At 34.8% G+C, this 25118-nt stretch carries 24 protein-coding genes; 14 read left to right on the top strand and 10 right to left on the bottom strand.

The annotated features are described in order from the left end of the window. Nucleotides 1-40: 40 nt before the first annotated feature. The gene (gene lpdA, locus ACFQ39_RS14885) at nucleotides 41-1429 is read left to right on the top strand and encodes a dihydrolipoyl dehydrogenase (protein WP_377180415.1); all 1389 of its coding nucleotides are present in this window, start codon (nucleotides 41-43) and stop codon (nucleotides 1427-1429) included. Nucleotides 1430-1645: 216 nt separating this feature from the next. On the opposite strand, the gene ACFQ39_RS14880 is transcribed toward lpdA, so the two are convergent. Next, nucleotides 1646-2332 carry a hypothetical protein gene (locus tag ACFQ39_RS14880; protein WP_377180413.1) on the bottom strand — a complete coding sequence of 229 codons (687 nt, stop codon included), beginning with the start codon at nucleotides 2330-2332 and terminating at the stop codon, nucleotides 1646-1648. 167 nt (nucleotides 2333-2499) lie between these two features. Then, nucleotides 2500-4368: a helix-turn-helix domain-containing protein gene (locus tag ACFQ39_RS14875; RefSeq protein ID WP_377180411.1), complete on the bottom strand. Its 1869-nt coding sequence runs from the start codon at nucleotides 4366-4368 to the stop codon at nucleotides 2500-2502. A gap of 521 nt (nucleotides 4369-4889) precedes the next feature. On the opposite strand from ACFQ39_RS14875, the gene ACFQ39_RS14870 reads away from it, so the two are divergent. The 11 genes from ACFQ39_RS14870 to ACFQ39_RS14820 all read left to right on the top strand — a co-directional run bounded on the left by ACFQ39_RS14870 (nucleotide 4890) and on the right by ACFQ39_RS14820 (nucleotide 14757). Beyond that, nucleotides 4890-5534, top strand: a complete 645-nt coding sequence (locus tag ACFQ39_RS14870) for a peroxiredoxin (protein ID WP_377180409.1) — start codon at nucleotides 4890-4892, stop codon at nucleotides 5532-5534. Nucleotides 5535-5584: 50 nt separating this feature from the next. Beyond that, nucleotides 5585-5899, top strand: a complete 315-nt coding sequence (locus tag ACFQ39_RS14865) for a thioredoxin family protein (RefSeq protein ID WP_377180407.1) — start codon at nucleotides 5585-5587, stop codon at nucleotides 5897-5899. Nucleotides 5900-5906: 7 nt separating this feature from the next. Then, a complete protein-coding gene (locus tag ACFQ39_RS14860; protein ID WP_377180405.1) occupies nucleotides 5907-6164 on the top strand; it encodes a DUF6952 family protein in 258 nt (85 codons plus the stop codon). Nucleotides 6165-6250: 86 nt separating this feature from the next. After that, entirely contained in the window at nucleotides 6251-6751 is a 501-nt protein-coding gene (gene tpx, locus ACFQ39_RS14855; protein ID WP_377180403.1) for a thiol peroxidase, read from the top strand. Nucleotides 6752-6761: 10 nt separating this feature from the next. After that, nucleotides 6762-7145: a diacylglycerol kinase family protein gene (locus ACFQ39_RS14850; protein WP_377180401.1), complete on the top strand. Its 384-nt coding sequence runs from the start codon at nucleotides 6762-6764 to the stop codon at nucleotides 7143-7145. A 66-nt stretch (nucleotides 7146-7211) separates the two neighbouring features. Then, a complete protein-coding gene (locus ACFQ39_RS14845; protein ID WP_377180399.1) occupies nucleotides 7212-9611 on the top strand; it encodes an FtsK/SpoIIIE family DNA translocase in 2400 nt (799 codons plus the stop codon). Between the two features lie 12 nt (nucleotides 9612-9623). Beyond that, nucleotides 9624-10265: a LolA family protein gene (locus tag ACFQ39_RS14840; RefSeq protein WP_377180397.1), complete on the top strand. Its 642-nt coding sequence runs from the start codon at nucleotides 9624-9626 to the stop codon at nucleotides 10263-10265. 16 nt (nucleotides 10266-10281) lie between these two features. Further along, nucleotides 10282-11718 carry an LptF/LptG family permease gene (locus tag ACFQ39_RS14835; protein WP_377180395.1) on the top strand — a complete coding sequence of 479 codons (1437 nt, stop codon included), beginning with the start codon at nucleotides 10282-10284 and terminating at the stop codon, nucleotides 11716-11718. 22 nt (nucleotides 11719-11740) lie between these two features. Further along, on the top strand, nucleotides 11741-12883 hold the full coding sequence (gene ribB / locus ACFQ39_RS14830) for a 3,4-dihydroxy-2-butanone-4-phosphate synthase (protein ID WP_377180393.1): 1143 nt from the start codon (nucleotides 11741-11743) through the stop codon (nucleotides 12881-12883). Between the two features lie 46 nt (nucleotides 12884-12929). Continuing rightward, nucleotides 12930-13973, top strand: a complete 1044-nt coding sequence (gene lpxK / locus ACFQ39_RS14825) for a tetraacyldisaccharide 4'-kinase (RefSeq protein ID WP_377180391.1) — start codon at nucleotides 12930-12932, stop codon at nucleotides 13971-13973. Next, nucleotides 13945-14757: a purine-nucleoside phosphorylase gene (locus tag ACFQ39_RS14820; RefSeq protein ID WP_377180389.1), complete on the top strand. Its 813-nt coding sequence runs from the start codon at nucleotides 13945-13947 to the stop codon at nucleotides 14755-14757. The genes lpxK and ACFQ39_RS14820 overlap by 29 nt, the downstream gene beginning before the upstream one ends. A 180-nt stretch (nucleotides 14758-14937) precedes the next feature. Here ACFQ39_RS14820 and lipA read toward each other — a convergent pair whose 3' ends face one another. The 8 genes from lipA to ACFQ39_RS14780 all read right to left on the bottom strand — a co-directional run bounded on the left by lipA (nucleotide 14938) and on the right by ACFQ39_RS14780 (nucleotide 22666). Next, nucleotides 14938-15804 carry a lipoyl synthase gene (gene lipA, locus ACFQ39_RS14815; RefSeq protein WP_377180387.1) on the bottom strand — a complete coding sequence of 289 codons (867 nt, stop codon included), beginning with the start codon at nucleotides 15802-15804 and terminating at the stop codon, nucleotides 14938-14940. A gap of 65 nt (nucleotides 15805-15869) precedes the next feature. Next, nucleotides 15870-17099: an Nramp family divalent metal transporter gene (locus ACFQ39_RS14810; RefSeq protein WP_377180385.1), complete on the bottom strand. Its 1230-nt coding sequence runs from the start codon at nucleotides 17097-17099 to the stop codon at nucleotides 15870-15872. 1 nt (nucleotide 17100) lies between these two features. Continuing rightward, nucleotides 17101-17664, bottom strand: coding sequence for an RNA polymerase sigma factor (locus tag ACFQ39_RS14805; RefSeq protein ID WP_377180383.1), 564 nt, complete (start codon nucleotides 17662-17664; stop codon nucleotides 17101-17103). Between the two features lie 9 nt (nucleotides 17665-17673). Then, entirely contained in the window at nucleotides 17674-18774 is a 1101-nt protein-coding gene (locus ACFQ39_RS14800) for a glycosyltransferase (protein WP_377180381.1), read from the bottom strand. Between the two features lie 18 nt (nucleotides 18775-18792). After that, nucleotides 18793-19002 carry a membrane or secreted protein gene (locus ACFQ39_RS14795; protein WP_377180379.1) on the bottom strand — a complete coding sequence of 70 codons (210 nt, stop codon included), beginning with the start codon at nucleotides 19000-19002 and terminating at the stop codon, nucleotides 18793-18795. 86 nt (nucleotides 19003-19088) lie between these two features. Next, a complete protein-coding gene (locus tag ACFQ39_RS14790; RefSeq protein ID WP_377180377.1) occupies nucleotides 19089-19847 on the bottom strand; it encodes a GNAT family N-acetyltransferase in 759 nt (252 codons plus the stop codon). An 84-nt stretch (nucleotides 19848-19931) separates the two neighbouring features. Next, nucleotides 19932-22034 (bottom strand): elongation factor G, encoded by a 2103-nt coding sequence (locus ACFQ39_RS14785; protein WP_377180375.1) that lies wholly within the window; start codon nucleotides 22032-22034, stop codon nucleotides 19932-19934. Between the two features lie 104 nt (nucleotides 22035-22138). Further along, nucleotides 22139-22666: a YkgJ family cysteine cluster protein gene (locus tag ACFQ39_RS14780; protein ID WP_377180372.1), complete on the bottom strand. Its 528-nt coding sequence runs from the start codon at nucleotides 22664-22666 to the stop codon at nucleotides 22139-22141. A 50-nt stretch (nucleotides 22667-22716) separates the two neighbouring features. Here ACFQ39_RS14780 and argS point away from each other — a divergent pair, with 50 nt between their 5' ends. Together argS and ACFQ39_RS14770 are read left to right on the top strand one after the other, a co-directional pair. Next, nucleotides 22717-24495 carry an arginine--tRNA ligase gene (gene argS, locus ACFQ39_RS14775; protein ID WP_377180370.1) on the top strand — a complete coding sequence of 593 codons (1779 nt, stop codon included), beginning with the start codon at nucleotides 22717-22719 and terminating at the stop codon, nucleotides 24493-24495. A gap of 92 nt (nucleotides 24496-24587) precedes the next feature. Then, nucleotides 24588-25118 carry a DUF4468 domain-containing protein gene (locus ACFQ39_RS14770; RefSeq protein ID WP_377180368.1) on the top strand — a complete coding sequence of 177 codons (531 nt, stop codon included), beginning with the start codon at nucleotides 24588-24590 and terminating at the stop codon, nucleotides 25116-25118.

Here is a 25118-nt window from a genome sequence, read left to right as displayed (position 1 = left end):
AAATCAAAAAAATAATTTCAAATCAAATAAATACACAAGCATGAAATATGACATCATTGTTTTAGGTAGTGGACCAGGTGGATATGTTACGGCCATCAGAGCTTCTCAGTTAGGCTTTAAAGTAGCTGTTATTGAAAGAGAAAACTTAGGAGGTATTTGTTTAAATTGGGGATGTATACCAACGAAAGCACTGCTAAAAAGTGCACAAGTCTATGAATACCTTAAACATGTTGATGAATATGGTCTAAAAGCTAAAGAAATTGATAAGGACTTTGATGCCGTCGTAAAGCGCAGTAGAAATGTGGCGGATGGAATGAGCAAAGGAGTGCAATTTTTAATGAAAAAAAATAAAATTGATGTCATCTACGGTTTCGGAAAGTTAAAAGGCGGCAAAAAAGTTGTCGTTACAGACGATCAAAACAAAGAAACAGAGTACAGTGCAGATCATATTGTTATTGCTACAGGAGCAAGATCTAGAGAATTACCTTTTTTACCAATAGATGGAGAAAAGGTAATAGGCTATCGCCAAGCGATGACCCTTCCAAAACAACCTAAAAAAATGATCATTGTGGGTTCAGGCGCCATTGGAGTTGAATTCGCTTATTTCTACAATTCAATGGGTACAGAGGTCGTTATTGTTGAATTCTTACCCAATTTAGTACCCTTAGAAGATGAGGAGGTCTCAAAACAATTTGAAAAATCCTTCAAAAAATCAGGGATTAAAGTTATGACCAATTCGAGCGTGACTAAAGTTGACACCTCAGGTAAAGGAGTAAAAGCCACGGTAAAAACCAAAAATGGTGAAGAAGTCATCGAGGCTGACATATTGCTTTCTGCTGTAGGAATTAAATCAAATATTGAAGGTATCGGATTAGAGGATATCGGGATAGTTGTAGATAAAGACAAAATACTTGTCAATGATTATTACCAAACCAATTTACCTGGATATTATGCCATTGGTGATGTAGTTCCGGGTCCGGCTCTAGCGCACGTTGCATCTGCAGAAGGAATTACCTGCGTAGAAAAAATTGCGGGTCTGAATCCCGAACCAGTAGATTATGGAAATATCCCCGGATGTACATATGCTACCCCGGAAATTGCTAGCGTAGGATTAACAGAAGCTCAGGCGAAAGAAAAAGGTTACGATATCAAAGTTGGTAAATTTCCGTTTTCGGCATCGGGTAAAGCGTCAGCTGCGGGAACAAAGGACGGTTTTGTTAAAGTGATTTTTGATGCTAAATATGGAGAATGGCTAGGTTGCCATATGATTGGTGCTGGTGTAACTGATATGATCGCTGAGGCGGTAGTAGCCAGAAAATTAGAAACAACTGGACATGAAGTATTAAAAGCCATTCACCCTCACCCAACAATGAGTGAAGCTGTAATGGAAGCAGTAGCGGCAGCTTATGACGAAGTGATTCATTTGTAAAATATAAAATATTTTGCTCATAAAAGAACCGGACACCATATGTTGTCCGGTTCTTTTTTTTGAAGGAAGAAAAATTCAATACAAATACATTTGTGTTTGCTTGTGATTTGTTTATCTAAACGGAAAGTTATTGTACCAATATCCTAAATTGTAAATCCAAATATTATAATTTAAACAAATTTGATACTTATTTAAACGGTTGAATACGAAATACATTTAATTTTTCATCTTGTGATTACCCAGACCCGGAGAAGTTGAATTCTTATACGAATCACTCGTAAATGGGAATGGAGGTTCTCCTGTCGTATTTATTTGGACTATGATCAAATCAGGCCAATCAGACGCATATCCCAGCTCATTACCATTTCTGTCGTACCAAATACCATTTATAAGCTCATCCGAAGATCTGGCAGCAACTAGTTTTTGAAATTGTGACCAATTCTTGTGATTATTTATGCCACTATAGTGAAAAGTTATCCAACTACCGCTGTTGAACCAATTATCCGGATAAACCCCAAAATCTGATATCAGAGTTTTGCTCCAGTGCATAACAAGATGAATATTTCTAAAACTCCAAAGCATTTGATATTCCTCGAGAGCTAGCCAAGGATATTTTGCCAAATAAGCTTCATCGTCACCATTATATGGATCAAGACCCATGGCAGGATTACCATTTTCATCAATATAATCTCCAAAAATTGCATTCATTACGACTCCATTAAAGTGATGGGCCTGCCAATTGTAACCGAATTCATTAAAACCGGTATATTTTGAGTTATTTTGTTTGTTTGCCTCGAAAGACTTACTCAACTCAAAAGATTCATCCATTTCATCTCTATTGCACGATACATTTACTAGTAAAAAAATGGATATCATTCCTGTAAAAAGAAGTAATTTTTTCATGATAAAGAATTTTAATTTTAAATTCTAAAATTCATCATAAACTAAGTGAGGTGCATAGCAATTTTATTGCAAAATATAATAATCATAAAGCAAGATTGACAATTATAAAGCATGAATTATATTCTTAAAGTATCTACTGATTTTATTACTTATCAAGATTAGTGAAATTATTCTCTTATGGGTCTTGAAATATGTACGCCTGTCTTTTCTAATAAATCTATAAATCTCGAATCGTCATAAAGCGATTCGAAATGAGGCTTGAGTAACATCTTTGGTAGATCGCCATCTCTCATTGCATAAGCAGCCTCAAGATAATCAAGAGCATTGTCTTTCTCGTCCATAAATTGATATACCATAGCTATTTGACTTGGATTTGAGCAATATAGGGGCGCCTTCCCTTTGGCTTTTTCTATAAAATATGCAGCAGCTTCATCAAGTGTGTTTAATCGCATTTTTTCTTCCATATCTCGGTTCTTCATCAACTTTTGAAAATTTACAAACGATTGTCGAGCTCCATCTTTATCTCCTGTAACCCATTGCACATAACCTAAACCATCCCATCCAAAAGCGTAATTAGGATGTAACTCAGTAATTTCTTGAAATTTTTTTAGCGATTTGTCGAATTGTCTATTATAAAAATATTGCTCTGCAACTATGCAGCTTACCCGCGGATTAAGTGGATCTAATTTTTCTGCCAGAACTGCCTCTTCAATTGCTTTATTTAAATCATTCATGAACAAATAATATTTTGACATTTGGGTATGACCATATGAATGATTTGGGTCGAGTGCTAGACCCTTCATTGTCATATGGCGCATCCCTTCCCAGTCCCAATTAAATTTTTCATAAATATGGCCTTTTGTTATAAAGGCTTCCGCTAAATAAGGCCCCTTTTCAAGTGATTTATCAATGGCCGTCTGCCCTAATTTGATATTCCTTTCTTTTTCATTTTCATCACTATTGAATTTATTCATCAATATATATGATTCGGCGAGAGTTGCGTAAGCAGGAGAAAAATTAGAATCGATCTGCACTGATTTGTTTAAACATTCGATAGCATTTTTAACCGTTTCTGGTGTCTGTTGGACGTACAGATGTTTCCCTCTTAAATAAAAATCATATGCCTCGGGATTCAAAAAATAAGTATCACTCTTTTGATCAAATGGTAATATTGCCAGATGAATCTCTCTAGCAACCGAGGAAGAGACCTCATTGATAAAATGAAATACATTTTCAATCTTTAATTGATACTTATTTGCCCAAAGATGTTTCTCCTTAGGCAAAGGTTCAATCAACTGGGCTACTACACTCAGACTATCCTGAACAAATAAGATGGAACCTTCCAATAATAGATTTACATCTAGTTCCTTCGCAATATCTGCATAAGACTTTTTGGTACCTTTTAATGCCATAGATGATCCTCTGGAAATCACCCTTAAAGACGAATTTTTTGATAACTCAAGAATTATCGCATCTGTAATACCGTCAGTAAGATATTGAGAATTCTCCTCTGAAAGATTTAAGAATGGAAGCACTGCTATTGCATATTCCTTCCCTGATTCTCTCTTGTGATAAGCATCTTTTAAAAAATGAAAAACTAATATAACCAAAAGTACAGTTAGGGTTCCTAAAAGTGTTTTTGTCACATAATTTTTATGGTGGGATTCTCCACGATAAGAATTTAAATCATTTCCGTTAATGATTAATTCGTTTTTTTGGCTGGCTTTGTAATCCCCGGGAGTTATTTTAAAATGTTCGTGAAAACACTTATTAAAATATGATGGACTTCCAAAGCCTACACGGTAAGAAACTTCTGATGCCGTAAGGTCTTCTTCACGAAGCATTCGTGCAGCTTCCTGCAAGCGAACATTTTTAATTAATTCTGATATGGTTAAATCTACTTCAGCTTTTAACTTTCTCAATACTTGCGACTTACTATAACCCAACTCCTGCGATAATTCACTTACCCCAAAGGATTCGTTATCGATATGTTCTAAAATTATTTGCTTCGCTCTATTGACAAAAGGACTGTCCATAAATCTTGCTTCAAGAAATGATTTGAGGCATTAATTTACAATTTTTGATCTCAAAAATCAAATATTCTCGAGTTATTTCCATTTTAATATCAGGTTATTATCCAGATTATTACGCATCAGAACTACAAAATGTTAATAGGTAATACATGATGATAAAACAATTTTACTTCCCCCTTTTAAATTTAAATATTATATAAACTGTTAAGAAGCAGACTTGATTACTCGAATTTGTGAAATGCTCCTGATTTTAAAAAAAATACAGGTGGATCTAATTAATTTCCATAAATACATCCGGGATATATTGCTGAAATAGAAAAAACTATAAGACACTGCTTTTTGAACATTTAGATTTCTAGCGCCGGAATAAGGATTTATGAAAATTGAACACAGTTATTTTAGAAAAATATTTGATAAAGAATATTTATAGTTCTATAAGAAGAAAAAATTTAAAATGCACTAACCCTGGATTTCTAAAATCTATTTTTGCCCTTTAAAAAATAAATCATTAAAACAATTATTATATGTCATTAGTAGGAACAAAATTTCCAAACCTAGCTGTCGATGCAATGAACGACATGGGAGAAACATTCAAAATCAACGTTTTTGAAGAAGCAGTAGAAAAAGGCAAAAAAGTATTACTTTTTTGGTATCCAAAAGATTTTACCTTCGTGTGCCCCACAGAAATTCTTGCTTTTCAGGATGCATTGAAAGAATTTGAAAAAAGAAATACCATTTTAATCGGTGCTTCTTGTGATACTGCTGAGGTTCATTTTGCTTGGTTAAACACATCAAAAGAAAATGGTGGTATAGAAGGAGTAACTTATCCTTTGTTGGCTGACACCAACAGGAACCTTGCGGCACAATTAGACATTTTAGATATCGGTGAAGAAAGGTATGATGATGATACAGATAACTTAATCATCACTGGTTCTTATGTAACTTACCGCGCCACATATTTAATCGATGAAGAAGGTAAAATTTTCCACGAAAGTATCAATGATATGCCATTAGGACGAAATGTAAACGAATACCTCCGCTTAATTGATGCCTATACGCATGTTCAAGAAAAAGGAGAAGTTTGCCCTGCCAATTGGGAAGAAGGTAAAGAGGCCATGTCAGCCACAAGAGACGGTGTTGCAAATTATTTGAGTTTACACCAAAACTAAATAACAAAAAATGTGGCTAGAAATAGCCACATTTTTAAATTACACGTATTATGATAAAAGAATTAGAACAAGATAATTTAGCAGAAATTGTAGCTAACAACCCAAAAGTGATAGTACAGTATTCTGCATCATGGTGTGGAAATTGTCGTATCATGAAACCCAAGTTTAAAAAATTAGCCTCAGAAAATGAAGAAATACCATTTTATTTGGTTGATGCAGAAAAATTTCCTGAATCGAGAAAACTTGCTACAGTAGATAATTTACCAACTTTTGCTTCCTTTCATCAAGGAAACAAGGTAAATCAAGTTCAAACAAATAAATTTGAAGTGCTTCAAGATTTAGTGAATGATGTTTTAAAGAATTAGATCAACTATGAAATTACCAATTATAAAACACCTGTCAAATTTTATCGAAAACAACGATGAAGATTATTTGGTTGAAACCATTGAGGTTCTAGAAGATCTTACTGAAGTACCCTCACTAAAAGATGAGGAGTTAGATGTCTTAGGCGAACTGATATCAAACATGTATGGCGCATTAGAGGTTCATAAAGAAATGAAAAATGGTGTGAGCAAAAAGGAAGCTCTCAATGGTTTTATGAAGCGCGTCGTTGGATCGATAGATCAATAACCGATTCTCCAAACTTATCAAAACTCTCTTGCAAAAGAGAGTTTTTCTTTTTGTAACTTTGACAATTAACATAAAAAATTCTGACCATGACAAAAATAACCCTTAAAGGGAACGAGACAAAGACAATTGGCAAATTGCCCAAAGTAGGCAAAAAAGCCCCTGATTTTAAGTTGATCAAAAATGATCTTACAAAAGCAAGTTTAAAGGATTTTAAAGGTTCTAAGATTTTATTAAATATTACTCCAAGTTTAGATACCGGGGTGTGTGCAACTTCTTTGAGAAAATTTAATGAAGCAGCAGCAGCTATAGAAAATGCTGTCATCATTAATGTTTCTAGAGATCTACCTTTCGCACAAGCGAGGTTTTGCGGAGCTGAAGGCATAGAAAAAGCGATAACGCTTTCTGATTTTAAATCAGGTAAATTTGGTAAAAAGTATGGAGTTACCATAAAAACTGGACCTCTAAAAGGCTTGCATTCCCGAGCGGTTGTTGTAGTTGATGAAAAAGGAAAAGTTTCTTATACAGAACAAGTTCCTGAAATTACACAAGAGCCAAACTACGAAGCAGCATTGGCAGCTTTAAAATAGTTTTTCATCCATGAAAAAATCATCCGATGAGAGTTTTTTGATCAATCGAATCAAAAGTGTAAAGTACGCAGTAAATGGAGCGGTTCACCTTCTCAAAACAGAAGGCAGTATCCAAATTCAAGTCAGCATTGCACTCATCATGACTGTCATCGGATTTTTCTTTCATCTTTCTCCTTTTGAATGGATGGCACAATTCTTAGCCATGGGCCTAGTAATTACAGCTGAATCTTTAAATACTGCCATCGAAAAATTAGCAGATTTTATTCACCCGGATTATCATCTTAAAATTGGAATTATAAAAGATATTAGCGCTGGTGCCGCCGTTTTCGCTGCTGTTGTAGCGATTATTATCGGCGCCATTATATACATGCCAAAAATTCTCTCTTTCTTCTAAATATTTCTTTTCATCCTATATTTTTGTTTAATTTGAACCAAAATTATTTATGTACTTTTGTGGCTTATGGCAAAAAGGAAAAAGAGTAGTGTAAAAGCTGCTGGGCAGGAGAAAAATAAGAAGAACTTTCTATCGTTTTTTAAAAGACAAGAAGTGCACCTAGCTTTTGGGGTATTGGTGTTTTCTTTTGCTATTTTCTTAATTCTATCTTTCTATTCTTTTATTAACCATTGGAAACAGGATCAAAGTCAACTGGGTAACTTCACGGATAAAAGTACCACCGTAGAAAATATGCTAGGAAAATCAGGAGCTTCTATCAGTCATTTTTTTATTTATGATGGTTTTGGTCTCGCTATTTTCATTTTCCCTGTTTTGCTTTTTTTTACGGGCCTATACATTATTTTAAATATTCCAGTACATAAATTAAGGAAGTATTGGTTTCACGGTGTTTTAGGGGTCATTTGGCTTTCTTGTGCACTTGCCTATTTGTTTCCTTCTAGCGATTTATCAGGAGGAAAAATAGGCTATGAAGTAAACGACTACATCCAAATTTATCTCGGGAAAACAGGAGATTTACTTTTATTGATTTTTACTCTGCTATTGTTCTTTATTACCTATTTCAAAATTACACCATCAAAGATCAAATCTTGGATTCCTGAGAAAAGAGTGAATGAAAATTTAACTACTGAGGATATTACTGACGAGGGATTTATCATTGGCACCATCCATGAAAATGAAGATAAATCTGTCGATTTCAACTTAAAAAAGAAAGAAAAAGCAGAAGAGCTATCCACGCAAGAGTTGGTACTTAATACCCTCGCCGAAGAAAAGGACAATAGGCTTAAAACCACAACAGAAGAGGAACCGCAACCTAATTTGACAATGGAAGTAGAAAAACCCATATCAGAAGAACAGGTTGTTGATAATTTGTCGAATAAACTGGTTGAAGAATTTGGAGAATTTGATCCAAAATTAGATCTACCTAAATTTCAATTTCCTTCCATCGAGTTACTCAATGGTTATAACAATGAAAATATACAAATCAACAAGGAAGAGCTAGAAGAAAATAAAAATACCATCGTTGAAACGCTGAGCAATTACAATATTGGAATAGAAAGTATTAAAGCAACCATTGGCCCTACAGTTACTTTGTATGAAATAGTGCCAAAAGCGGGTGTGAGAATTTCGAAAATAAAAAATTTGGAAGATGATATCGCTCTTTCCTTAGCTGCCTTGGGAATTCGAATCATAGCCCCAATCCCTGGAAAAGGGACAATTGGTATAGAAGTACCTAATAAAAATCCTTCGGTGGTATCGATGAAATCTGTATTGGCTTCGCAAAAATTCCAATCTTCAAAGATGGAATTACCCATCGCTTTAGGAAAAACCATATCAAACGAAACTTACGTTGTAGATTTGGCAAAAATGCCGCACTTATTAATGGCTGGAGCCACAGGTCAAGGAAAATCTGTAGGACTAAATGCCGTTTTAGCCTCATTGATCTATAAAAAGCATCCTGCAGAAGTTAAGTTTGTATTGGTAGATCCTAAAAAAGTAGAACTCACCCTTTTCAACAAGATTGAAAGACATTATTTGGCGAAACTACCAGATACAGAAGAAGCAATAATTACAGATACCAAAAAAGTAATTAATACTTTGAATTCTCTGTGTATTGAAATGGATCATCGCTATGACTTATTAAAAATGGCTTTTGTTCGAAATATAAAAGAGTACAACGAGAAATTTAAACAACGAAAATTAAATCCCGAAAACGGACATCAATACCTGCCTTATATTGTTTTAGTAATTGATGAATTCGCCGATTTGATCATGACGGCAGGAAAAGAGATAGAAGCCCCTATTGCACGTCTTGCTCAGTTAGCGAGAGCCATTGGGATACACTTGATTGTAGCTACACAAAGACCCTCTGTTAATGTGATCACCGGTATTATTAAAGCTAACTTTCCAACTCGAATTGCGTTTAGGGTAACTTCGAAAATAGATTCAAGAACGATTTTAGATTCTCAGGGCGCAGACCAATTAATAGGAAAAGGCGATATGCTTATTTCGACCGGAAGTGAATTGACTCGTTTACAATGTGCATTTATCGATACACCTGAGGTTGAAAAAATCACAGAATTTATCGGTTCACAGAAAGCCTATCCTGATGCGCATCTTTTGCCTGAATATAGCGGAGATGATGAGCTTGGCACCAATCTTGATATCGACATTTCAGAAAGGGATCCTTTGTTTGAAGAAGCTGCCAAAGTGATTGTAATTGCACAGCAAGGTTCAGCGTCACTCTTACAAAGAAAATTAAAATTAGGGTATAACCGAGCCGGCAGATTAATTGACCAACTAGAAGCGGCAAATATTGTAGGCCCTTTTGAGGGAAGTAAAGCCAGACAGGTTTTGGTAAATGATATGCTCTCCTTAGAAACACTTCTGGCGAGCGAACAACAATAAAGAAAAAATATTATGAAAAAACATGTTGTATTAATTGCATTTTTAGTCTCTTGCAGTCAGCTTTTCGCTCAAAACAATCCAGGAAAAGCATTACTCGACAAAGTTCATAACAACATCAAGAGTTTCAAAAATGTGGTTATTGAATTTGACTACACTTTAGAAAATAAAGCAGAAAATGTAAAACAAACCAATTCAGGTAAGGCAGCATTAGAAGGAGAAAAATATCGTGTAGACCTTTTCGGAACAACACAGATTTTTGATGGTACAAAAACCTATACCATTGTACCTGATAATGAAGAAGTGAATATATCAAACACTGAAGAAAATAATGAAAATACGCTTACGCCTTCAAAGTTTTATTCTTTTTACCAAAATGGTTACACGTATAAAATGTTGGGCGCCAAAAGTGAAGGAAACAAGAAAATTGAGTTTGTTCAACTAGATCCTATTGATAGCGAGTCTGATACCGAAAAAATTGTAATTGGCATTGATGCTAAAAAAAATCAAATAGAAAACATAACCGAAACCGGTAAAAATGGAACACAAACCATACTCTCTGTGAAGAAATTTTTATCCAATCAATCGCTACCGGCAAATACATTCAACTTCGACGAAAAGAAATATACCTCCATGGGTTATTTGATTAACGATTAACCCTTTTTGAGACTTTGTGAAAATACTCAGTAGATATATCATCAAAAGTTTTTTGGCACCTTTTTTAGCCACTTTTCTTATCATTTTGTTTGTTTTAATCATGCAAGCCCTTTGGCTTCAATTTGATAAAATAGCAGGGAAAGGAATTAGTCTCGCTATTATTTTTAAGTTCTTGGGCTATTTATCCTTGATGATGGTTCCAACGGCACTGCCAATTGCCATTTTGTTATCATCAATTATGACGCTCGGTGGTATGGCCGAAAATTATGAATTGGCTGCGGTAAAATCAGCTGGGATTTCATTGAGAAGATTTGTTATTCCATTGTTGGTCATGATGCTTTTATTAAGTGGATTTAATTATCTTTTTTTGAATTATGTCTTTCCCTATGCCTCCTTAAAATCTCAAAATCTTATTTATAACATGAAGATGAAGGAGCCTTCATTGGCTTTGGTTGCAGGTACTTTTAATACAGAAATTCCAGGATACAGTATAAAGTTTGAAGAAAAATATGGTGAGGATGAGAACCTGTTAAAAAATGTATTAATTTATCAAATACCTGATAACGAAGTAAATAACAAAGTTATTACTGCTCAAAAAGGAACAATTTTAAGTGAAGAAGGTAGCCGCTACCTCACCCTAGTTTTAGAAGATGGAAACTATTACGAGGATATTCAAAAAAGACGACCAAGCAATGCAGAAAAGAAAAGAATGGCTTTTAATAAAGCCAAGTTTGAGGAGTATACGGTTAATATTGATATTTCTAGAATAGGAAACTTTGATCCCGACAGTGTGAGGTATAAAACTGGAAAAGAAATGCTGAGTCTGAAACAATTAGATTTTTACATTGACTCACTTACACCTCATTATCAAGAGTATTTAAACAATAAAAGTAGGCGCTTTTATTTAACACTTCGGGCAAATACCTTGTTGGCAGATTCGATACCTCCAGGAAATCTAAACCCTGAAATCATCACTAACTTTGAGGGCGAGAATAAGTTAATCGTATATGACAATGCTATCGTTCTTGCACAAAGTAATCTCGACAACCTCAACTCTTATCGAGATCTCGCTAAAGGAAAACAGAGAATTATTAATGCTTATGAAACAGAATACCATAAAAGACTGGCTTTCTCTGTTGCTTGCTTGGTGCTATTTTTTATTGGAGCCCCATTAGGTTCTATTATCAGAAAAGGTGGATTTGGACTACCCATGATCATCGCTATTATTATCTTTGTGATCTATTTTTTCCTATCAACTTTAGGTAAAAACATGGCTGAATCAAATAAAATTTCACCCTTTATTGGAGGATGGATGGCAACTTTTGTTCTACTTCCCTTTGGGTTGTTCCTTTTAAAACGAGCCACAAATGACAAAGGATTATTTAGTATGGAGAGATTTTTATCACCAATAAATCAAATCGTTAGACGCTTTAAAAAAACAGAAAAATCATAGGATGATGTTAAACAAAGAATTGATGATGAACAAAAATAAAAAATCTGTTTTAGACTCAATAGAAGATGCTATTACCGATATTAAACAAGGTAAGATAGTCATAGTAGTTGATGACGAAGATCGAGAAAATGAAGGCGATTTTATTGCAGCAGCTGAAATGGTAACTCCTGAAATGATCAATTTTATGGCTACTCATGGCCGTGGATTGATCTGTGCACCGATCACCGAAAAAAGATGTGAAGAGCTGGGCTTAGAATTGATGGTCGGTAAAAATACGGTACTTCATAATACCCAGTTTACCGTGTCTGTAGATTTAATCGGAAATGGCTGTACAACAGGTATCTCTGCACAGGACAGAGCCAAAACTGTAAAGTCACTTACTGCATCAGAAACAAAAGCTGAGGATTTAGGTAGACCGGGACATATTTTCCCATTAAGAGCCAAAGAAGGTGGGGTCTTGAGAAGAACAGGGCATACCGAAGCGGCGATTGATTTAGCCCGATTAGCCGGATTAAAACCTGCCGGAATATTGATTGAAATTTTGAATGAAGATGGTACCATGGCTCGCCTACCCGAACTTGTAAAAGTGGCAAAGAAATTCGATCTTAAAATAGTTTCTATTGAAGATCTTGTGGCTTACAGAATGTTACACGACTCTTTAATTCGTAAAATAGATAGTTTTGATATCGAAACTCGTTTTGGTACCTATACTCTGCATGCCTATAAACAAACAACCAATGACCAAGTGCATATTGCGCTCACCAAGGGAACCTGGAAAAAAGATGAACCTATTTTGGTTCGCGTAAATTCAACCCTGGTGAATAATGATATCATCGGTACTTTGGTCAATAATCCCGATGATAAATTAGGAAAAATGTTTGATGTAATTAATGCCGAGCAGAAAGGAGTACTTGTTTTTATTAATCAGGAATACAATACCTACGACTTAATTCAACGATTAAAAGAGCTAAAAAAACACCAGGAAACAAATGAAGGTGATTTACGCGTAAAAAAAATGGATGAGAAAGATTTCGGTATAGGTGCTCAGATTTTACACAATTTAAATATTCATAAAATTAAATTGATATCGAACAACCCCTCAGCGAAGAAAAGAGTTGGAATGATTGGTTACGGACTCGAAATTGTGGACCACGTTACTTACTGAGAAGTGATTTTTAATTCTTATTAATGATTTTCGTACTTTAGTTGTGATGAAAAAAATCAGAAAAATACTTTATCCTCTTTCTCTGGTTTACGATCAAATTACAAAGGCGAGAAATATGGCATACGACAAAAACGTACTTAATGCCACTACGTTTGATTTACCCATCATTGCAGTTGGAAATCTAAATATGGGAGGTACTGGAAAAACCCCAATGATCGAATACTTGATACGATTATTAAAAGATGAGTTTAGAACAGCTGTCTTGAGCCGTGGCTACAAAAGGAAATCAAAAGGGTTCCAACTCGCAACCACAAATTCCACATTTGAGGATATTGGGGATGAACCGCTTCAATATCATAAAAAATTTGACCCATTAATGGTAGCTGTGGATGCCGATCGTGTAAATGGAATTAACCATTTGTTGGAGCAAAATCCTCATCCAGAAGTTATTTTATTAGATGATGCTTTGCAACATAGAAAAGTAAATCCCGGAAGAACCATTCTCCTTACATCATACGATAAGCTTTATATCGATGATCAGGTATTACCTGCGGGTGAACTTAGAGAAGGTAAAACTGGCGCCAAAAGAGCTCAGATTATAATTGTGACGAAATGCCCTGAAGGATTAACTGAAATAGAGCAATTCGAAATTGCTAAAAGATTAAAACCCGAACTCGATCAAACAGTTTTTTTTACGAGTATCTTTTATCCGGATGAGATTTATTCTAAAACAGATACGATTCAAATTAAAAACCTTAAAGATTTTAAAGTTTTATTGGTAACAGGTATTGCTAAAACAACACCTTTAACTAATTTTTTAACCCAGCATAAAGTTGACTTTGAGCATATCAAATTTGGAGATCATCACAACTTTAGTGAAAATGACATACAAAAGATAAATCAGAAGTTTGACAACATCCCATCACAAAAAAAATTAATTCTTACAACAGAAAAGGATTTTATGAGGATGTACGATTATGCTTCTCAACATATGTTTTTCTTACCCATTCAAACAAAATTCATAGGCAATGGGAAAGATTTTGATAGCCTGATACTAAATTATGTACGACAAAATTCAAGAAACAGTTAAATTCCTTCATAATAACGAAATTGGCCATATAGATTACGGAATTATCATGGGAACCGGTTTAGGTTCTTTAGCAAATATCCTAGATAATCAAAAAGTCATTCCCTACGCTAATATTCCACATTTCCCAACTTCAACGGTCGAAGGCCACTCTGGAAATATGATTTATGGAGAAATAGGAGATAAAAAAGTACTGGCTCTTCAAGGAAGATTTCATTTTTATGAGGGCTGGACAATGGAACAGGTCACTTACCCCGTCCGAGTTTTAAAATCATTAGGTTTAGATAAATTAATACTCTCAAATGCCTCAGGTGGCGTAAACTCAGATTTTTCTGTTGGTGATATTATGATTATAAGCGATCATATAAACTTAATGCCCGAACATCCATTAAGAGGTAAAAATGATAATAGATTTGGATCTAGATTTGTAGATATGCACGAGCCTTACGACAAAAAAATGATCGAGCATATAAAAAAAATTGCATCTATAAATAGCATTGAGCTAAAAACAGGTGTTTATTTGGCGTTGCAAGGACCTACTTTTGAAACACCAGCAGAATATAAAATGGTTCGTATACTCGGCGCAGATGCGGTTGGCATGAGCACGGTGCCCGAGGTGATCGTTGCTAAACATATGGGTATGAAATGCCTTGGTATATCTGTCATCACTGATTTAGGAATTGAAGGAAAAATTGAATCTGTCTCACATGAGGAGGTGCAAAAAGCTGCACTGAAAGCTGAAAAACCGGTTTGCTTTTTGGTAGAAAATTTCATCAAAACCTTTTAGTATAAGGCTTTAAATAAAAAACATCCGCCGCAGCGGATGCTTTCTAAACTTACTAACTCAAAATTAATTATAATGAAAACAAAATTAGTGGGGAATTCTGCTATTCGATAAATTATTTACAAGAAACATGCCAAAGTTTCATTGCATTGTTAAGTTTTTGTTAAATAACAATATGCTATTTTACTCAATATGTTTATGAGCTTTATAACTAGACCTAACCAATGCCCCACTCTCTACATGCCTAAAGCCCAGTGACAAACCTATCTCTTTATATTTTTCGAACTGCTCTGGCCGGATAAATTCTTTTACAGGTAAATGCTTTTTGGTAGGTTGTAGGTATTGCCCCAAAGTAACAACATCGACCTTGGCATCTCTCAGATCATGTAAAGATTCGATCACCTCCTCTTCTTTTTCACCTAACCCAAGCATAATACCGGATTTTGTTCTTCTTTGTCCACTATCCTTAATATATTTTAACACAGATAAACTCCTTTCATATTGCGCCTGAATTCGCACTTCTCTTGTTAACCTTTTAACAGTTTCCATATTATGCGAAATAATTTCAGGGGCTACAGCCACTACCCTATCAATATTTACTTCAATTCCTCTAAAATCGGGAATTAATGTTTCTAAGGTGGTTTGCGGACTTGTCCTTCTAATTGCTTTAATCGTTTCTGCCCATATAATAGAACCTCCATCTCGCAAATCATCTCTATCAACAGAGGTGATAACAGCATGCTTGATATGCATAATTTCGATTGATCTGGCAACTTTTTCTGGTTCATCCCATTCCACATTTTCCGGTTTGCCGGTTTTAACCCCACAAAATCCACATGAACGAGTACAAATATTTCCCAAAATCATAAAAGTGGCGGTACCCTCTCCCCAGCATTCACCCATATTCGGACAGCTTCCACTGGTACAAATAGTATTTAACTTGTACTTATCTACCAAACCACGCAATTGTGTATATTTTTTACCAACAGGAAGCTTTACCCTTAACCAATCGGGTTTTTTATGCGGTAGTATAACTGATTCTTCTGCCATATTGAAAATTTGTTTGCAAAAATACGAATAAATTGAAACAATTTCTTTTGAAACATAGAGGAACTCTAGAATAAGCTAAGAACGTACCATACACCAAATCCAATAAGAAAAAGAATTCCCAAAACACTCCAAACGTGCATTATTCGACCAGGGCGATAAGAGGTAGGCGTGTGCTTACTTTTGATCAACACATAATTACAGATAGCATAAAAAGGTGCCGTTAGAAAAGAAAGTATAGTCGCAATTTGAATAAGGGTAGCCATGTTGGATAAAAAAAAGTTCAATATCACCATTGTTCCAATTACCAAAAACAAAATCCAAAATAAGTAACTCCTACTTTTACTGGAATTAAAAAGTAATTCAGTTGTTCTAGCCATCGATCTCGGAGAAGCATCTAAAGTTGTTAAAGTCGTACTAAACATGGTAGTAAATGCCGCTAACGAAATGAAAATTGCGCTTTCTTTTCCTAGACTTTTGGTGTACAAATTAATTAATTGTTGAGAAAACTTTCCGGCAGAGGATGAAAATACTTCTTCAGATCCATACATTACCAATGCTCCTAAAGACAAAAAACAAATTCCTAAAAATACCGTAGACACATAGCCAATATTGAAATCAAAAAAAGCTCTTTTACCGATAAAATCTTTATTGCTTTTTCTTTTCTCAACTGTCCACAGAGATTGCCAAACAGAAACGTCAAGTGGCGCTGGCATCCAACCCAAAAAAGTAATCAGAAATGAAATTTCTATCGCTCCTTCAGGGAAAACCTGTTTAAGGTTTACTGTTCCATCATAATTGAAATAGGCTATACCGAGCGCAACAATTGTACAAATAGTGAGCACAAGCACAACCAATTTCATTACTTTATCCAACAAATTGTATTTCCCGAACAACAGTAGGCCTAAGCTAAAAAGTGTTATGATCATACTCCATTGTGTTATGGATATATCAACACCAAATAAATTGGCAGCTAAGCCGGCAGTAACAATTGTGACTGCGGCCTGAATAGTGAACATAGTGAGGAAGGTAATTGCAAAATAGGCCCAAAGAAAACCTTTACCCAACTTATTATAACCGTCAATTAAACTATCGCCGGTGGCCATCGCATAGCGGAGTCCAAATTGCATGAAGGGATATTTGAATAAGTTGACGATAAGTAAAGCCCAGATCAAACCAAAACCAAAATCTGCACCTGCTCTGGTAGATTGTACCAAATGAGAAACACCAATTGCCGCCCCTGCAAAAAGTAAACCCGGACCTAATGACCTAAAAAAAGAAAGTAGTTTTACCCGCATTTTATGGCAAATCTTTAGACAAAATAATCTCAGATAAAATCTTTTTTGCCCTCAATAGACGGACTTTTACATTACTCAAAGGTTCATTTAAAACCACAGAAATTTCTTTATAACTCAAATCCTGAAAATACCTCAAGTGTATAACCTGTTGATAATGTGGCTTTAGTTGCTGAATATAGTGCTTTAATTGAAGTAAATTCTGTTCCTGAATCAATAAATCAGCTGGAGAAGGCTCTTCGTCTATTATACCCAGCAATCTATGTTTTTCTTTGTTCATTGAAACAGTTTCCCCTTTTTGGGATCTGATGTGATCCACAAAAATATTCGCAGAGATAGTGATCAACCAATTCTTGAAAGAATAAGTTTCGTCAAAAGTTTGTATTTTATCAAATGCCTTCGCAAAAGATTTTATGGTAATATCTTCGGCTTCGTCTTCATTATTACTCTTGCTAAATTGAAAACGATAAACGTCTTTCCAATAAGTATTTAATAAAGTAGTGTACGCATTTTGATCTCCTTGTTTGGCGCGTTGAATTACCTCAGTTAGTTGCTCTTTTTCTTTCATCAATTTAAATTACCATTTTTTCGAAGGAGAAAATAGATTTGCAATAAATATATACAATTGAAAACAAATTAAACAAAATTCTAGCCAAACTGATCTGTAGATTAAATCATCCTCATCCAGTACTTTTGCGTTGTGTTTAATCTTGGCATGCCAAAAAAAATATCTAACTAAAACCAATGCTAGAACGATATATACTTGAATGTGATGAAATAACAGATAAAAAGATAAAATCCAAAACAGTAACTGGCTTACATAAAATAAGGTGAGTAAAAACTGATGTTTAAACTGGTAATGTACAGAAGTTGTTATATGTCGCCTCTTCTGCCTTATCCAGGTTTTCATTGTTTCGGGTGGCTCTGAAGTGACGAATGATTCTTTCGACAAACAAATGGCCGTATTCTTATTATTAGCCACTGCACTTACAAAAAGATCATCATCACCCGAAAGGATACTTTTATGCGATTCGAATCCATTCTGACTCAAAAAAACATCTTTATGATAGGCCAAATTCCTACCTACACCCATATAGGGAATCCCTCTTTCAGCATAGGAGAAATACTGAATTGCGGTCATAAGCGTTTCAAATCGTATTAATTTATTCAAGAACGATTTTTGTATTTTGCGATATGGGCCATAACCCAATACAATTTCTCTATCCAAGTTTAAATCGACGGTCATTCTTTCTAACCAATTTATAGAATGAGGCAAACAATCAGCATCTGTAAATAATAGGTTCTTAAATTCAGTTACTTCGATTCCTTTTTGAATAGCATTTTTCTTACCTGTTATCTCTGAATTGCTGAGATCTACAATTTTTATAGGGCGATCTAATTTGTTATGTGCTTTTTTAAAAGATTCCAAAATGGAAAGTGTTCCATCTTTCGAACGGTCATTCACCAACACAATCTCATATTTTGGATAGTTCTGACTGGCTAAGATTGGCAATAAATGAGGTAAGTTGTTTGCTTCATTCTTTGCACAAACAACAATGGATACACCAGGAGGACATTCTAATTTATGCGAAGATTTAGACTGAAGTTTCTTAAAAAAAAACGAGAAGAAAAATAATTGGACAAAAAAAACGAGAAGAAAGACTATAAATACAGTCATTTTTTAAATCGCCACCTTTTATTGGGCAGCAATGTTTTCTTGGGCTAATTTTTTATTACTGCACCCCTCTTCATTTCCACAACCACAAGTTATTCCTTTGGCTTTCATTTTAGCATTACTTCCTGCACATGTTCCATCGAATTCACCATCTTTCTTTGCCCAAATTTTAATGGCGATTCCTGCAAAAGCCAATCCTAATAAAATAATAGAAATAATGAGTAGTTTCATGCGAAATAAATTTGTGCAAATTTAAGCATTTTTCCAGTTTTAAAAGGGATATAATTAGCTTTTAACAAATGTTTCTATTTACAAAATTAAACATCGAGAAAGTAGTTTTTATCTCGCTTAAAATGATCCAATTCAACTGAAGCATCATTTTTACATTTTTCTTTTAATAACTTCATATCATTATTCCACACATTTCCATCAAAGAATTCGAGTCCTTTAAAATCTCTGGCTTTATAAAGCGCCTTTTCTCCATAACATGTACCTAAATAAACAGCTTCCATTTTCTGTTCGAAAGCCCATTTGATGACGCTAAACATCATATATTTTCCCAATGAATAAGCGGGGTAATTGAGATCAAAAAAAGAAAACCAATAATGTAATGTCCCACCATATAGGATACAAAGAACAAAACCTACTTTTTTGTTGTTTAAAGAAAACTCGAAAACATGACTCAAACTTTTCCATTTCAGTATATACTCAATCCGCTCTATTGAAATAGGTTCTGTGAATCTTTCTTTAGCAAACTCGAAGCAAAAAGTTTTGAAAGATGCTTGCTCAGTGTCAAACTCATTTATGGGTATAACTTGAAAGCTTGGATTAAGTTCTTCTATTTTTTTTAAAACCCTTCTGTTCTCAGAAGTCTCTTTAAAATCTGACATATTAACTCTTAGGCTTCTAGCCATATAAAAGAGTTCTTTTTCTAATTTCAAATCATTAGAATAGGGTAAAAAGCCCAAGTTGTAAATATCCGGTATTTCTTTATCTTTTTCCTTCAAACAATAGAGGGCATAATTAAAGGTATAAGAACTGTATTGCACTAAACTTTCTGATAAGAATATTTTCATGGTGAGAATCTATTTGGTAAACATAGGAAAACTTGCAGAATCCCCTTTATGTTATTCTGCAAGTTCAAAAACCTAATTTTCCTTTTATTGTGAGACCAATTCTTCTTGAATATTTGATGGAACTACTTCAAAAGAAGCAAATTTGGTCTTGAATGTTCCACGACCCTGTGTGATTGATCTTAAATTTGTAGAGTATTTATACATTTCAGCCAATGGGATTTTTGCTTTGATGATCTGGTATTTTCCATCACTATCCATTCCCACAATAATGGCTCTTCTCGTTTGAAGATCAGTCATAACATTTCCCATTAATTCCTCTGGAACTTTTACCTCTAGATCGTGTATAGGCTCTAACAATCTCGGTTTTGCATTTAAAAAAGCTTCTTTAAAGGCATGTGCCCCGGCAATTTTAAAAGAAATATCGTTAGAATCTACGGAGTGCATTTTTCCATCATAGACCATGACTCGGATATCCCTTGCATAAGAACCTGTCAAGGGTCCTTCTTCCATCACTTCCAAAATACCTTTGAGAACAGAAGGCAAATATCTTGCGTCAATTACTCCTCCGGTTATACAATTGTAAAAAACAAGTTTACCTCCCCATTTTAAGTCAACCTCCTCTTTACCTCTAATATTAAATCCCTCAGGTTCAGGCATTCCTTCTTGAAATGGTTCTATCTTTAAGTGTACTTCACCAAACTGGCCCGCTCCACCAGATTGTTTTTTGTGCTTGTAATTAGCATTGGCAGGTCTTTGAATTGTTTCTCTATAATTCACCTTGGGTTTACTGAGCTCAACATCAATACCATAAACATTCTTCAATGTCCATTCGATAATTGATAAATGAAGTTCTCCCTGACAAGATAGAATTAATTGTTTCGATTCTGGCGAATATTTTGCTTCACAAGTAGGATCTTGGCTAAACATTCTTTTTAAAGCCTCCCCTAGTTTCTCTTCATCTTTTTTCTCTAACGGTTGAATTACTTTTTTAATTCTTCCATCAGGAAATTTGATCGGTTTAATTGTGATTTTTTTACCGGCAGTATGCAATGTGTCGTTCGTTTCAGTATCTTTTAATTTGATGGTAGCGCCTATGTCTCCTGCAGAAAGTTTTTCGACCGATTCGCGTTTTTTTCCATCCATAATAAATAACTGGTTTAAGCTTTCCAGTTCTCCGGTTCTGGAATTTTCTAATCGATCACCCACTTTAACTTCACCAGATTTAACTTTGAAGAAATTAATTTTACCAACACTCGGTTCAAAAAATGTTTTAAAAACGAAAAGTGCTGCAGGCTCCTCTGGTTTGCAAACTACATCGTTCCCTTCTACACTTTGCTCAGGTTTCAATTCTCCTGCCGCAGGGGCCACATTATCAATAAATCCCATTAATCTTCCGGTACCCATATCTTTTAGTGCAGAAACGCAAAAAACAGGAAATAATTCATGGTTCATCATTCCTTTCTTAATTCCTTGACGCATTTCTTCTTCAGACAGTGTTCCTTTATCAAAATAGAGTTCCATTAAAGCTTCATCGTTTTCTGCTGCTCTTTCTACCAATTCGTTGTGCAACTCATCGGCCATACTTTTGTGCTCATCAGGAATAGCCAATTTTTCTGGCTTACCTCCATCGGGACCAAATTTATAGGCCTTCATTTTTAAAACATCTATGATGGCTTGGGCTCCATCAATAATAGTTGGATATTGAATTTTTACAGTATTCTTGCCTGCTAAATTGACAATGCTATTGTAGGCTTCATCGTACTTGGCATTGGGATGATCGATCTGATTAATGACGAATAGTGTAGGTTTGATAAATTTATCCACATATTCCCATATGATTTCCGTCCCAATTTCTACCCCATGCTGGGCGTTCACTACAACGGCAATTGTGTCTACAACACGCATGGTACTGGCAATTTCGCCAATAAAATCATCCAAACCGGGTGTGTCAATGATATTGATCTTATAATTTCTCCACTCAGTGTGCAACGGAGTTGCAAATACAGAAGTCTGCCTAATTTGCTCGATATCTTGAAAATCTGAAATGGTATTTTTGTCTTCAACAGTCCCTCGGCGATTGATCAATCCGGCTTCAAACAACATAGTTTCGGCAAGCGTGGTCTTGCCGCTGTTATGAGAGCCAACAAAAGCCACATTTTTGATGTGTTTTTCGTCATATATTTTCATAATAGTGTTTTAAAGGTTAAGAAGTCTAAATTTAGCAAAAAATAGGGCTTCTAACTTATGACGAATGTTAGGAAATACAAAAAAATACTTTTTTTTTGAAAAATTTAAAGTGGTAACTTTTTCTTGAGTTCTTCGAGAATATGAAAAACGGCCGGGCAAATTTCTGCGTTTTTAAGGGTCAGATCAGCAATACCCAAAAATTTTTTTCTGTTTGTGTGCGGATACTCTCTGCATGCTTTAGGTCTGAATTCATAAATAGAGCAACTATTATCATCATCTAAAAAAGTACAAGGCGCAGATTGTAAGACCATAAATCCATCCTCATCCATCCTCAAATAATTTTTGACAAAATCAACCTCCTTCATTCTCAATTTTTTAGAGATCGATGCGATGTCTTTATCGGTAAACAACGGACTGGTAGTTTTACAACAATTGGCACAAGTCAGGCAATCCATTTGATCAAACTCTTCGTCGTGTAAATCTTGCATCAACAAATCCAAACGTTTAGGCTTTCGCTTCTTCAACAACTTTATAAATTTTTTGTTCACTTCTAAGTTATCCAAAGCTGCATTGGGCAAGTTTTCTGGTCCTATTCTCATATGATTATATCTGAAAGCATTTCTTGTTTCCATGCTAAAATTCCTGTAAAATTAGCTATTTTTGCAGCCAAATTTATGTTTTCATGCAGATTTACAATATTTTAGAAAGTGAAGTAAAAAAGGGAATGAACCAAATTTTCAAGGTCGATATTCCTAACGTTGATTTTCAGGAAACTGTAAAAGACTTTGAAGGAGATTTAACCATATTAATATTTCCTTTTTTGAAATATGTAAAAGGTAATCCTGCTGATATAGCTACCAAATTAGCTGAATATTTAAAATTAAATGTCGAGGAAATTAAGGATTTCAATGTCGTAAAAGGGTTTTTGAATATTAGTTTAACTGATCAATATTTCCTGCAAACCTTTCAAGACATTACATCGCAATCTGATTTTGGGATTACGAAACCTGATCCAAAAGGGAAATCTGTCATGGTAGAATACTCTTCGCCGAACACCAATAAGCCTTTGCATTTGGGCCATATCAGGAATAATTTGTTGGGCTATTCTGTCGCTGAAATTATCGCTGCCAATGGAAAAAAAGTGTACAAAACGCAGATTATCAATGACCGTGGGATCCATATCTGCAAAAGTATGCTGGCCTGGCAAAAGTTTGGTGAAGGCAAAACTCCTCGAGATTTAGACCTTAAAGGTGATAAATTTGTTGGAGATTTTTATGTGAAATTCGACCAATTATACAAAACCCAAATTCAAGAATTGACAGAAAAGGGGATTTCTGAGGAAGAAGCTAAGAAATCAGCTCCTGCCCTATTGGAAGCTCAGGAAATGCTTATCAAATGGGAAGCTGGAGACCAGGAAGTTATTGATCTTTGGAGAAAAATGAACGGATGGGTCTATGAAGGATTTAATAAAACCTACCTTGAACTTGGCGTTGACTTTGATGTGAACTATTACGAAAGCAACACATACCTATTGGGCAAAGATGTTGTTCAAGAAGGCTTAGAAAAAGGTGTATTTTATAGAAAAGAGGATGGCTCTGTTTGGATTGACCTCACAGAAGAAGGCCTCGATGAAAAAATTGTGTTAAGGGCAGATGGCACGGCAGTTTATATGACGCAAGATATAGGCACAGCTATTCAAAGAATAAAAGATTATACAGACATAGACACACTTGTTTATACTGTTGGAAATGAACAAGATTACCATTTCAAAGTTCTATTCTTGATTCTGAACAAATTGGGTTTTAGTTGGGCAGAAAATTTATATCATTTATCTTATGGAATGGTCGATCTCCCTTCCGGTAAAATGAAATCCAGAGAAGGTACAGTGGTAGATGCTGATGAATTAATCTTAGAAATGACCAATACCGCAAGAGATATTTCTATCGAACTCGGTAAACTGGAAGGTTATAGTGAAGAGGAAAAAGAACGACTCTATAAAATTATTGGCTTAGGCGCACTTAAATACTATATTTTAAAAGTTGATCCTAAAAAAAGAATTCTGTTTGACCCCAAAGAATCTATTGATTTTAACGGTAATACCGGGCCATTTATACAGTATACCTATGCGAGAATTCAATCTATTCTTCGAAAGGCAGATTTTGATTACGCTGAGCCTATTACCAACCTCAACCTGCATGAAAAAGAGCGCAATTTAATTCGATTTTTAGAGAATTTTCCGAATGTTCTTCAACAAAGTGCTGAGCAATTAAGCCCTGCTCTGATGGCTAATTATACATATGAGTTAGTCAAATTGTATAATTCTTTTTATCAGACCGTCCCGATTTTAGGTGCTGATAATGATAAAGAAAAGATCTTTAGAATACAATTAACAGAACAAGTTGGCCAGATTATTAAGCGGTCTTTCGCCTTATTGGGAATTGAAGTACCAGAAAGAATGTAACCATAATTTTAAATCCTTTTTTTTTTGAATAAAAATTTATGTTAACTTCGTACCCTTGGCGACATAAATAAGAGCCCCCTAACTTTTATACTATGAAATTGAAAAGATTAATATTTTCCCTCGTATTTATCTTTGTTTTAACCAGTATCCAAGCCCAATTGATAAAAATTGACGGTGAGACAGGTGAATTTAAATATGAAGAAGTAGTTCAGGCCGATGGCCAATCAAAAGACATTCTACTTCAAAAATCCGAAACATGGCTTTCTAAATTCTACAAAAATGCTTTAATCAAAAGTGATACTGCATTTTCTATAAGTGCTACTATTCCTTATAGCTTTTCATGGAAGTTCATCTCAAAACCATTACCGGTAACATTAATTTATGATGTGCAAATTATGGCAAAAGATAATCGATATAAGTATTCTTTTACCAATTTTAGAATTGGCAAAGTTTATTTGGATGAAATTGATGCCATTAGTTTAAAAACTTATATGGATCGATTTCCAAAAAAATATCTTCTAGCTCTTGAAGAGCCGATTGATGCAGAAATTAGTCGAGCCATGGCTAGCTTGGAAAATTACATTCAAACCGGTAAAATGGAAGAATCAGAAGAAGATTGGTAA

The sequence above is a fragment of the Namhaeicola litoreus genome, assembly GCF_042679565.1.
GTDB classification, from domain to species: domain Bacteria; phylum Bacteroidota; class Bacteroidia; order Flavobacteriales; family Flavobacteriaceae; genus Namhaeicola; species Namhaeicola litoreus.
Note: the sequence above shows the minus strand (reverse complement) of the source record. Positions and strands in the feature narration are given on the sequence as shown.